This window comes from Fusobacterium mortiferum ATCC 9817 (assembly GCF_000158195.2).
Lineage (GTDB): Bacteria > Fusobacteriota > Fusobacteriia > Fusobacteriales > Fusobacteriaceae > Fusobacterium_A > Fusobacterium_A mortiferum.
In genome coordinates this window covers 872,972-883,627 of record NZ_GL987988.1, presented here as the reverse complement: position 1 = coordinate 883,627, position 10,656 = coordinate 872,972, and the positions used below count along the sequence as shown (strand labels likewise).

The 10,656-nt window shown below is 28.3% G+C and carries 13 protein-coding genes; 5 read left to right on the top strand and 8 right to left on the bottom strand.

Translation table 11 applies throughout. The features are described from left to right. Nucleotides 1-49: 49 nt before the first annotated feature. Genes moaC through modA form a run of 4 tightly spaced genes read right to left on the bottom strand, consistent with a single transcriptional unit; the run spans nt 50 to nt 2,956 of the window. On the bottom strand, nt 50-514 hold the full coding sequence (gene moaC / locus FMAG_RS05220; RefSeq protein WP_005884710.1) for a cyclic pyranopterin monophosphate synthase MoaC: 465 nt from the start codon (nt 512-514) through the stop codon (nt 50-52). A 2-nt stretch (nt 515-516) separates the two neighbouring features. Next, nucleotides 517-1,539, bottom strand: a complete 1,023-nt coding sequence (locus FMAG_RS05215) for a molybdopterin-binding protein (RefSeq protein WP_005884708.1) — start codon at nt 1,537-1,539, stop codon at nt 517-519. Beyond that, complete coding sequence (modB, locus tag FMAG_RS05210) at nt 1,536-2,210, bottom strand: molybdate ABC transporter permease subunit (protein ID WP_005884706.1); 675 nt, start codon at nt 2,208-2,210, stop codon at nt 1,536-1,538. Before modB ends, FMAG_RS05215 begins: the two co-directional genes overlap by 4 nt. Before the next feature lie 2 nt (nt 2,211-2,212). Continuing rightward, nucleotides 2,213-2,956 (bottom strand): molybdate ABC transporter substrate-binding protein, encoded by a 744-nt coding sequence (modA, locus tag FMAG_RS05205; RefSeq protein ID WP_005884704.1) that lies wholly within the window; start codon nt 2,954-2,956, stop codon nt 2,213-2,215. Between the two features lie 132 nt (nt 2,957-3,088). Between modA and FMAG_RS05200 the strand changes: the two genes are divergently transcribed. Next, on the top strand, nt 3,089-3,580 hold the full coding sequence (locus FMAG_RS05200; protein WP_005884702.1) for a MogA/MoaB family molybdenum cofactor biosynthesis protein: 492 nt from the start codon (nt 3,089-3,091) through the stop codon (nt 3,578-3,580). Nucleotides 3,581-3,923: 343 nt separating this feature from the next. Here the strand turns inward: FMAG_RS05200 and dnaN are convergent, their stop codons facing one another. The 4 genes from dnaN to FMAG_RS13245 form a co-directional block, all read right to left on the bottom strand. Then, nucleotides 3,924-5,015: a DNA polymerase III subunit beta gene (dnaN, locus tag FMAG_RS05195; protein ID WP_005884700.1), complete on the bottom strand. Its 1,092-nt coding sequence runs from the start codon at nt 5,013-5,015 to the stop codon at nt 3,924-3,926. A 13-nt stretch (nt 5,016-5,028) separates the two neighbouring features. Beyond that, a complete protein-coding gene (locus FMAG_RS05190) occupies nt 5,029-6,057 on the bottom strand; it encodes an extracellular solute-binding protein (RefSeq protein WP_005884698.1) in 1,029 nt (342 codons plus the stop codon). A 72-nt stretch (nt 6,058-6,129) separates the two neighbouring features. Continuing rightward, on the bottom strand, nt 6,130-7,011 hold the full coding sequence (locus FMAG_RS13250) for an AarF/UbiB family protein (RefSeq protein ID WP_261660749.1): 882 nt from the start codon (nt 7,009-7,011) through the stop codon (nt 6,130-6,132). 20 nt (nt 7,012-7,031) lie between these two features. Beyond that, complete coding sequence (locus tag FMAG_RS13245; RefSeq protein ID WP_005884693.1) at nt 7,032-7,340, bottom strand: hypothetical protein; 309 nt, start codon at nt 7,338-7,340, stop codon at nt 7,032-7,034. A gap of 115 nt (nt 7,341-7,455) precedes the next feature. On the opposite strand from FMAG_RS13245, the gene FMAG_RS05180 reads away from it, so the two are divergent. The 4 genes from FMAG_RS05180 to hydE are packed head-to-tail and all read left to right on the top strand — an operon-like array spanning nt 7,456 to nt 10,366. After that, nucleotides 7,456-8,223 carry a TrmH family RNA methyltransferase gene (locus tag FMAG_RS05180; protein ID WP_005884690.1) on the top strand — a complete coding sequence of 256 codons (768 nt, stop codon included), beginning with the start codon at nt 7,456-7,458 and terminating at the stop codon, nt 8,221-8,223. 9 nt (nt 8,224-8,232) lie between these two features. Beyond that, entirely contained in the window at nt 8,233-8,757 is a 525-nt protein-coding gene (locus FMAG_RS05175; RefSeq protein WP_005884688.1) for an NUDIX hydrolase, read from the top strand. Next, entirely contained in the window at nt 8,754-9,251 is a 498-nt protein-coding gene (locus tag FMAG_RS05170; protein WP_005884686.1) for a D-Ala-D-Ala carboxypeptidase family metallohydrolase, read from the top strand. Before FMAG_RS05175 ends, FMAG_RS05170 begins: the two co-directional genes overlap by 4 nt. Nucleotides 9,252-9,262: 11 nt before the next feature. Continuing rightward, nucleotides 9,263-10,366, top strand: coding sequence for a [FeFe] hydrogenase H-cluster radical SAM maturase HydE (gene hydE, locus FMAG_RS05165; RefSeq protein WP_005884684.1), 1,104 nt, complete (start codon nt 9,263-9,265; stop codon nt 10,364-10,366). Nucleotides 10,367-10,656: the final 290 nt, after the last annotated feature.

Below are 10,656 nucleotides of genomic sequence, written 5' to 3'. Positions count from 1 at the left end.
TTTTTAAGAAAGTAATTCTTGATTTTTTATTATCTTATAATTTCCCTTACTATTTTAATCTAAAATCTGATTTTCCACCTGTTTTTTCTACTAACTTTACATCTCCTATTATCATATGCTTATCTACAGCTTTACACATATCATAGATAGTGAGAGCAGCAATAGATACAGCAGTTAGAGCCTCCATCTCTACTCCTGTTTTTCCAGTAGTTTTTACAACAGCCTCTATCCACACTCTATCCTCTTCTACTTCAAAAGATATATCCGCTCCAGTAAGCAATATATTATGGCACATTGGAATTAAATCCCAAGTTTTTTTAGCTCCACATATCCCCCCCACTTGAGCAACAGATAGAACATCTCCTTTTTTCATCTTTCCTTCATTAATCATCTTAATAGTTTCTGGATTCATTTGAATGTATCCTCTAGCAATGGCTCTTCTTTGAGTTTCGTTTTTCTCACTAACATCTACCATTCTAGCTCTACCTTTTTCATTAAAATGTGTAAATTCCATTATTATCCCTGCTTTCCAAAAGAACAGTTAGGATAGTGGCAAACCTCACAAGTTTGACATAATCCTCCATTCCCATACATCATTATATCTCTCTTACTTAGCTTCTCTCCAGTCATAACTCTTGATAAAACTAAATCAAATATAGTTCTTTTAGCAAACATAACGCATCCTGGAAGTCCCATCATAGGTATATCTCCTAAGTATGATAATAAAAACATTGCTCCTGGTAAAACAGGTGCTCCATAAGTTACTAACTCTCCTCCCATTTCTATAATAGAACTAGGTGTTAAGTCATCTGGGTCAACTGACATTCCTCCAGTAAAAATTAGCATATTTGCACCTTTATCTAAAAACTCTTTAGCTCTAGATTTAATAATCTCTTTATCATCTGGACAAAGAACTTGTCCTATTATTTCACACTCATATTCAGAAAGTTTATTTTTTATTACCTGTCCAAACTTATCTTCAATTCTTCCATAAAAAACTTCATTTCCTGTTGTTATAATTCCTACTCTATATTTTTTATAAGGAACAACTTTTAATAGTGGAGTTTTAATTAGAGATTTTGCCATCTCCATTTTTTCCTTAGCTACAACTAAAGGGATGACTCTTGAACCTCCTATCAACTCTCCCTCTTCTACTGGATAGTTATTTGGCAATGTAGCAAAGGAAATCTCACCTAACATATTTAACTCTAAAAGATTTTCACTATCTACCTTTAAAATTCCATCACATTTAGCTCTGAAATTTATTTTTCCCTCTTTTATCTCATCATCTGTATAAATATTCTCTCCTCTACCTAAATCTCCTAAAATAAGAGCAGCATCATTTTCATGTACTCCAACCTCTCCTAATTCAAAAACATATATATGGTCTTTTCCTAAACTTAAAAGCTTTGGAATATCCTCCTCTTTTATAATATGCCCCTTCTTAAAAGCTCTTCCTTTAAACTCACCTGGAAGAATTTGAGTAATATCATGCTGAAGTACATACCCCACAGCATCTACTGTTTTTATTTTTTTCATATATTATCCCTTTCTTTTTTAAATAAATAATTATAAATCATCATTATAATAAAGCTTATTAATAAAATTATAACTAAAAAAAAGTTTGCTGTTTTTGTATCTCCACTCTCTGAAGCTGAATATATTACCATAGATATTGTCTGTGTACGTCCTGGGATATTTCCTGCTAACATAAGAGTAGCACCAAACTCTCCCATTGCTCTTCCAAAAGAGAGTACCATTCCAGCTAAAATATTTCTTTTAATAAGTGGAAGTGTTATCAATCTTAAAATTTGGAACTCACTTGCTCCAGCCTCCCGTCCAGCTTCAAAATAAACTGGATTGAGAGAAGCCATCCCCGTTTTTACACTATTATACATCAGAGGAAGAGTAACTATAAAAGCTGTTATAATTCCAGCCCACCAAGAAAATATTACAGAAATATCAAAATATTTATAAAGTATAGCTCCTACTACTCCTCTCTTTCCTAAAATTAATATAAGTATATACCCCAGTACACTTGGTGAAATAAAAAGTGAAAGATTGATTAGCATTTCAAATATATTTTTTAATTTTGAATTATTCCTATCTAATAACCATACTAGTAAAACTGATACTATCGTTACAAGTAGTGTAGAAATTGTAGCTATTTTTAAAGTCAATAAAATTATTTTTAAATTTAAACTTATCATAATTATTCTGCCATCTCAAAACCATACTTTTCATATAATTTTTTAGCTGTATTAGAGTTTAAAAAGTTATAAAATTCTACTACATTTTCATTAGCTCTATCTTTAATAATTCCATAACTATATACAACTGGAGTATGTAAATTTTCTGGAACAGTATAAACTATTTCGCTATTTTTTAAAACTCTAGCATCTGTTTTATAAATTAATGAATAATCTACTTCATATAAATCAACATACTGAGCAGCACTTCTTACATCTTTTGCATATACTATATCATCTTGTAATTTTTCCCAAATACCAGCATTAATAAAAGACTCTTTAGAATATTTTCCAGCAGGAACAGTTTCTGGAATTCCTATAGCCACACTATTTCCTACTAATTTATCCAAAGAGTCTATAGTTATTCTTCCAGCTACTACTAATCTATTTTTCAAAATATCCTTTTGATACTCTTTTTCTATAAAACCTTTATTATCCAAATCCTTTAAATCTTTTTGCGAAGCAAAGAAAACTAAATCTACTGGTGCTCCTGCTAAAATCTGATTTTTTAAAGCCCCTGATCCACCAAGATTAAGATTTATTTTTACATTTTTATTTTCATTTTGAAATTTTTCACTTAATTCTTCCATAACCTCTTTTAAACTAGCTGCAGCACTTACTGTAATCTCTACTTTTTCTTCCTTAGAAAAAGTTAAAGAAGATAGTGATAAAATTCCAACTAAGATAAATAATAACATCTTTTTCATATAACCACCCCATATTTTAATATTTTTCTCTAAATAAATGATAACAAATTTAATAAAAAAATTCAAGATTTATTGAGAATTTATGATATAATTAAATAAAAGAAATAAAAATTTTTTATGAGGTGAAAAACAATGTTTAAAGTTGCTATTGTATGTATGAGTGACAAGGGTTCAAAAGGGGAAAGGGAAGATATTTCTACTCAAGTTATTGAAAAAATTATATTAGAAAATGGATATAAGATTACAAAAAAAGTTTTAATCTCTGATGATTTTCAAAAAATAAAAGATACTCTTATAGAAATATGTGATAATAATCACGCAGATTTGATTTTAACTACTGGAGGAACTGGATTTTCTAAAAGAGATGTAACTCCAGAAGCTACTGAAGAAATAATAGAAAAAAGAGTTCCTGGTATACCAGAAGCAATTAGAGCTTACTCTCTTACTATAACTAAAAGGGCTATGTTATCTAGAGCCACTGCTGGTATAAGAAAAGATACTCTTATAATAAATATGCCTGGTAGTCCAAAAGCTGTTGAAGAGTCTTTAACTTATATAATTTCAGAGCTAAAACATGGATTAGAAATATTAGTAGGCTCTGCTAGTGAGTGTGCAAGAAAATAGAAATTTATCTAAATAGCAAGGAAAACTAAGAGTTGCTACAGACTACAAGAAATTGAAATATTAATTACACGACTATAAGTTTATTATTAAATTTAAGTAAGTATATTTTCGCAAATCTGTAAGTTACACTTTTTAAATTAGTGAATTGATAAATAAAAAATTAAAATATAAGAATAACAAAGATTGAAAAGAATAAATAGAGCAAGTCAGCGAAGGTAAATGCTAAAAAACACAACTGTTTGAGACGAAGTCAAGTTTTGTGTTTTTAGTTAACCGAGCCATACTTGCTCTTTATTCTTTGAACGAAAGTTATTCTTGTGTTTCTAATGAGATAAAGGTCTATTTAATCTCTTAAAGCTAGTGGCATAAGAATATAGATATAATCTTCATTTCCTTCTTCTCTTATTTCAAACATAGAAGAAGCATTATTTCCACTGATTATCACATTATTAGAGATATTATCAATATATTCTGCTAAAAATTTACAGTTTAAAGAAGCTTTAAAATCCTCTCCCTCTTTTAGCATATTAACTTTTTGATTTATTTTAGCTCTTCCAGAGAAAGCATTTATAACCATCATTTTCCCTGTAAAATTGAATATTGCTCCAAATTTAGCATCTAAACTTGTCTTAGCAACAGTTATTACTCTTTTAATAGCGCTTCTTAACTCATCTCTATTAAACTCCATTCTTTTTTCAAAGGCTGAAATTCTTAAGATAGTTTTAAAATCTGGATATTGTAGTCCAATTGTCTTACTTGAAAAATATGAGTTTTCCCAAGTTATTACTAATGTTTCTCCACTATAACCTAGATGTATCTCTTTATTATAATCTTTTAAAAGTTTACATAAAATATTTACTGTTTCCATAGGAATAGATAGTTCTTTATTTTCATTACACTCTACTTTTTCTCTTAAGAAAAGCAATCTATATGAATCTGTTGAAGCAAGATTTAACTCTTCTTTTTTAAAAACAGCTCTTACACAATTTATTTGAATATTATCAGCACTTTGTGAAGCAGCAAATTTTGCTCTATCTAGAAGCTGTACCAAACGATTTCCTTCAATTGTTAATAGACTTTGAGATTCTAGTTCTGGAATAACTGGATAACTTCCACCTTCTAGTACAGAAAACTCAGCTTGATGAACTGCTACAAATCCATTTTCACTAGAAAACTCTATTTTATCCTCTTCTAAAAGCTTTATATACTCAAGAAGTAAAAATGGTTTTAAAACTACTTCTCCTTCTCTTTCAACTTCTGCTTCTATCTTTCTAATGTGTTCTATTTCTAAGTTTGTTCCTATAAAAATTACTTGATTATCTTTAGCTATAATTTTTAATCCTGAAACAATAGGTTTAATTGGATTTTCTTTTAAAATATTTGTATATTCAGAAAGAACAGAAATAAGTTGCTCTCTTATTATAGAAAATTTCATTTTATCCTCCAAATTAATCAGCTATTAATATTTCTTGCCAATATTTATTTTGTAAATCAAGAGTTGTATTTATATCTCTCAATACTTGTACATTTTTTAAGTCAGAGATTTCAAATAGTGGCTCTACTGTCATAAGCTCTCTAGCTTTTAAGTTAACAGATGGTGTTTCTAAAGCATCTGCCATTTTTGCTGCCACCTCTGGTCTTAAAGTATACTCTAAAAATTTATAAGCATTCTCTTTGTTAGGAGCAGTTTTTAAAAGAGCAAAAGAATCTACATAAGCAGTTCCACCTTTTTCTGGAATTATCATTTCTACATTTTTTCTCTCTGTTTCATCTAACTCTTTAAAAATATTATCTGGATATCCTTGTACTACCCAGAAATCTCCACTTGCAAATCCTTTTCCAAAAGACTCAGCATCAAACTTTGCTATATTTTTCTTCCAAACTTTTATTAACTCTGCTGCTTGAGCAATTGCTTTCTCATCAGTAACAGTTTGTGAATATCCTAACATTCCTAAAGCTGAAGTCATTACCTCTCTCATATCATCTAACAGTGTCATTCTTCCTTTTAAATCTGTCATCTCATAGATAGAGTAATCTCTTGAGAATTCAGGAACATATTTTTTATTTACAGCTATAATTGTAGCTCCAATTAAATAAGGAACTTCATACTCATTATTTGGGTCAAAATGATGTAATTTTTCCAATACTAATGGGTCAAGATTATTATAACTAGGTAATTGAGATTTATCTAATTTCTCAATCATTCCTTCTTTTGCCATTATCTCCACATAATCAGCAGATGGCATAACAATATCGTATCCATCTCCACCAGCTTTTAATTTTGTAAACATCTCTTCATTTGAAGAATAGATATCTTCTACAACTTTTATTCCAGTTTCCTTTTCAAAATCCTCATAGATACTTTGTGGTATAGTATTAGCCCAACCATACACATAAAGCACATTTTTATCTTTCTCTTTTCCCCCGCAACCTATTACTGCCATAGCTAAAATAAGTGCTGCCAATATTTTTTTCATTTATCAACCTCCTAAAATTAATTTTGCATATTGCATATATTATATTTTAATATGAAACTCAAATTAAGTCAATTAGTTATTACTGCTCTTAATAAACTCTTCTATTTCATCTAAAACTCTTAATAAGTCATCTTTGAAAATACTATTTTTATCTTTTGTTTTATTTACCATTTTATCTAAATATATAAAGGATTTAAAGGCAGAAAAAATATCTTTGTCATATACTATTCCAAAATTATTTGCAACTTTAAATATTTCCATCAATTTCCTAATAAAAGTATTATTAGTTGTATAATTTATAGAATAAATATCTTCAATTTTCTTAGCTAGAGTTTCTATCTCTTCAATTGTAAATTTTTTCTCTGAAATCTCATTAAGGGTTATTGCTACCTCTTTAAACTCTTCTTTTAATGTAAATTTTAAAATCTTAAATAATCCCTCTCTTGTCTGAGTTTTTAAAACCCCTAAACTGTTACAATCTAAGAAATATATATTTCCTTCATCACTTAAAATAAGGTTTCCAGAATGTAAATTATTGTGAAAAATTCCAACCTTTAATATAAAAAACAGTTGAGCTCTAATTAAATCTAAAACATCCTTGTAAGCCAATCTATTATATTGTAATAATTCATAAAAATAACTACCATAAATATATTCACAAGCTACTTTTTCTTCTGAAGATAAATATGTATACACTTTTGGAAATTTTATTCTTTTTAAAAATTTTACATCCTTATACTCTTCTAAGTAATCTGTCATACTTTTAGTAAACTTTATTTCATTTACTAAGTTAAATTTTTGTATACTATGTTCCTCTAAGTCCTTTAAAACCTCTTCTACTTGATACTTTTCATTTAACCAAGGTCTTAAAAACTTCTGATATCTTAGAGATTTTTCTAATTTTTTTACTTTTTTAAAATAACTATTTCTAGCACTTGGATTTACCGCCTTAATAGATATCTCTACCCCACTCTTTAAACACCCTTTAAAAAATAATTTATATCAGAATAAGAATAAGGATAATTATCATAATATTCTAGCAGAGAAAAAAGTGGGTCATTCTTCTTTACTAAGTTTAAAAGATGTTTTTCTGCTTTTTCTAACTGTGGAGTTTGAAATTCTGATAGATATAGGCACTGCTCTACATCTAATAAATCAAATCTTGTAGAATATTCTTCAGCCATACGAACTCCTACTCTTCCTAATTCTACAACACAAGAAAGCTTTTCTAATCTTCCACTATTAATAGCTTTCATAAAATTTATAAATTTAGATGATAACATTTTCTACTCCTTAATTAATAATTTATTCAATAGAATTATAATACATATTTTATAATCTGTAAATAATAAGGTTTTTATGCTATAATGAGAAGTAGTTAAATTTTAGGAGGATATTGTGGAATTTATAAATAGTTTAGATAATAGTACAATAAAAAAAGTAAAAAAATTAAAGCAAAGAAAATATAGAGAGGAAGAAAAAAAATTTCTAGCTGAAGGAAGAAAATTTTTAGATTTTACTTATATACCAGATTTAATTATCTTAAAAGAAAATTTTGAAGATTTTGAAAACATAACTACTAAATTAGAGAGATTTGATTGTAGAAAAATTGTAGTAAATGATAAAATATTTAAAGATTTAACTTCTCAAGAAAATTCACAAGGAGTAATCTTGGTATATCCATATTGTGAAACTAATATAGGAAAAATAAATAATAATATAATTGTTTTAGATAAAATACAAGACCCTGGAAATTTAGGAACAATTATTAGAGCAGCTGATGCTGCAGGTTTTAAAGATATAATTCTCACTAAAGGAAGCGTAGACTGTTATAACGAAAAATGTGTTAGAAGTAGTATGGGCTCTATATTTAATATGAATATAGTGTATATGGAAGAGCTCCAACTTATCCAATTTTTAAAAGAAAAAAAATATAAATTTCTTGTAACAGCTCTTGAAAATAATTCTATTGAATACACAGATATTACATTAAGTGAAAAAAATGCTATTATTTTTGGAAGCGAAGGAAATGGAGTAAGTGATAATTTCTTAAAAGTTGCTGATGAAACTGTAATCATTCCTATATATGGAAGTGCCGAGTCATTAAATGTAGCTATGGCTTCTGGAATAATCCTATATAAGGTTAGAGAATTGATGAATAAATAGAGGTTAACAATGGATAAATTTGAAGAATTAGAAAAAAAAGAGATTTTTAAAAATGAGCATATAAAAGTTTTTAGTAGAAAATTAAAGTTACCTAACAATAAAATTGTTGATTGGACTTTTACTGGAAAAAGAGATGCTGTGGGAGTAGCTGCTGTTTTTGAAGATGATACTATCCTTTTAGTAAAACAGTACAGACCTGCTGTGAATATGGTCACTTTAGAAATTCCTGCTGGCCTTTTAGAAAAAGATGAGTGTCCTATGAATGCTGCTCTTAGAGAATTAGAGGAAGAAACTGGCTATAGAGCTAATAAAATAGAAAAAATATGTGAATATTTTATGAGCCCTGGTATGTCTGCTGGTAAATTTTATCTCTATTATGCTGAAGATTTGGTTAAAACTCAGCAAAATCTAGATGAAGATGAGTTTGTAGTAGTAGAAAAAGAGAGTTTAAAAACTATTTCTATTGATTCTCTTTCTGATGGAAAAAGTATCATAGCTGTTGAATATGCTAAAAAGAAAAGAGGAATACTATGATTATTAAAAAAATTCTTTCTTTTCTATTTTTTATAATTTTTTTTATTGGTTGTTCATCTATTGGAATAGATAAAAATGAAAAAATCTCTAAATACTTCACTATGGGAGAAGCTACATATAGTAGTACTGCTATTAGAAGAGGAATTAAAAATACTCCTAGTTGGAGCGAAAGAACTAATATAAGGTATACAGCTAGAAGACTTGATGAAGTCAGAGAAATATTAGGTAGACCTGTAGTAGTTAGTAGCTGGTTTAGAAGTGCTAGATTAAATAGAGCAGTAGGTGGTTCTTCATCTTCTGGACATAGAAAGGGAATGGCTGTAGATATTATACTGAAAAAAGGAAGTGCTGGAAAAAAAGAGTATGAAAGAGTAAAAAATAGATTGGAAAGTTTTGACCAGTTAATCTATTATCCAAGACGTGGACATCTACATATAGGATTCAAGCAATATAGATTTCAAGAGAGAAAACAAGTTATGGTTAGATATAATTGATAGGAGAAAATATGTCTGAAAAAATAAAAAATATTTTAAAGCAAGAAGATTTTTCAAAAAATGATTTGATTGAACTAATGAAAATAGATAACAAAGAGGATTTAGATTTATTATTTAAAAAAGCTTATGAAGTAAAGGCTAAGTATGTTGGAAAAAAAGTATATTATCGTGGGCTTATAGAAATAAGTAACAAGTGCATCAAAAATTGTAAGTACTGTGGTATTAGAAGAGATAATCATAAAGTTGATAGATTTTCTATGTCTAAATCTGAAATTATGGAAGCTGTCAAGTGGATATATGAAAATAATTATGCCTCAATAGCTCTTCAATCTGGAGAAAGACAAGATGAGGAGTTTGTTTCATTTATAGAAAATTTAATAAAAGAAATAAAAAACTTTTCTAATGGTAAATTAGGAATAACCCTATCTCTTGGAGAACAAAGTAAAGAAACATATAGGAGATGGTTTGAGGCTGGAGCTCATAGATATCTGCTTAGAATTGAATCAACTAATTTGGATATCTATAATCATCTACATCCTATGGATAATAAACATACTTTTGAAGTTAGAAAAAAATGTCTTGAATATTTAAGAGATATAGGTTATCAAGTAGGAACAGGAGTAATGATAGGATTACCTAATCAAACAGAGGAAGATTTAGTAAATGATATCTTATTCTATAAAGATATGAATATAGATATGATAGGTATGGGACCATATATTCTACATAAAGATACCCCCCTTGGACAAGAGTGGAAAGATATTGTAGTCAGTGAAGAAAAAAGAGTAGAGTTGGGATTAAAAATGATAGCTATTACTAGAATTTTCTTAAAAGATGTTAATATTGCAGCAACTACTGCTCTTCAAGGACTTGACCCACAAGGAAGAGAAAAAGGACTTTTAGCTGGTGCTAATATTCTTATGCCTACTGCTACAGCACTTGAACATAAAAATAAATATCTTCTTTATGATAATAAACCTGGAATTAATGATAGTGTTGAAAAGGCTAAAGAGATTATGGACAACAATGTAAAAGCCATCGGTGATGAGATAGTTTATGGAGAGTGGGGAGATTCACTACACTTTAAAAAGAAAAATTCTTTTTTTTCTAAATAAAATTTAAATTTTTTAATATAAAAAATAACTTTAAAATAAAATATAAAAACTTCTTGACTTGAACCTCTATTTGTACTATAATAAGTCCGAAAATAAGAAATGAACTAACGCTTAGTTTTTATTTATAATTTTACTATTATAATTAATCTAAAAGCGGGGGGCCCATTCAAAGAGCGATACTCTTGCTAACCTCGTCATATGAGGAACCAGTGAGAGGGTCTTTTAATTATGTTTTAAAAGCACCAACTATGGTGCTTTTTATTTTATCTAAATTAAAAAGGGAGGGATTT

What these genes read in the sequence shown, in the direction of transcription:
- moaC (WP_005884710.1), bottom strand. Translation starts at nt 514, where the DNA reads ATGGAATTTACACATTTTAATGAAAAAGGTAGAGCTAGAATGGTAGAT.
- FMAG_RS05215 (WP_005884708.1), bottom strand. Translation starts at nt 1,539, where the DNA reads ATGAAAAAAATAAAAACAGTAGATGCTGTGGGGTATGTACTTCAGCAT.
- modB (WP_005884706.1), bottom strand. Translation starts at nt 2,210, where the DNA reads ATGATAAGTTTAAATTTAAAAATAATTTTATTGACTTTAAAAATAGCT.
- modA (WP_005884704.1), bottom strand. Translation starts at nt 2,956, where the DNA reads ATGAAAAAGATGTTATTATTTATCTTAGTTGGAATTTTATCACTATCT.
- FMAG_RS05200 (WP_005884702.1), top strand. Translation starts at nt 3,089, where the DNA reads ATGTTTAAAGTTGCTATTGTATGTATGAGTGACAAGGGTTCAAAAGGG.
- dnaN (WP_005884700.1), bottom strand. Translation starts at nt 5,015, where the DNA reads ATGAAATTTTCTATAATAAGAGAGCAACTTATTTCTGTTCTTTCTGAA.
- FMAG_RS05190 (WP_005884698.1), bottom strand. Translation starts at nt 6,057, where the DNA reads ATGAAAAAAATATTGGCAGCACTTATTTTAGCTATGGCAGTAATAGGT.
- FMAG_RS13245 (WP_005884693.1), bottom strand. Translation starts at nt 7,340, where the DNA reads ATGTTATCATCTAAATTTATAAATTTTATGAAAGCTATTAATAGTGGA.
- FMAG_RS05175 (WP_005884688.1), top strand. Translation starts at nt 8,233, where the DNA reads ATGGATAAATTTGAAGAATTAGAAAAAAAAGAGATTTTTAAAAATGAG.
- FMAG_RS05170 (WP_005884686.1), top strand. Translation starts at nt 8,754, where the DNA reads ATGATTATTAAAAAAATTCTTTCTTTTCTATTTTTTATAATTTTTTTT.
- hydE (WP_005884684.1), top strand. Translation starts at nt 9,263, where the DNA reads ATGTCTGAAAAAATAAAAAATATTTTAAAGCAAGAAGATTTTTCAAAA.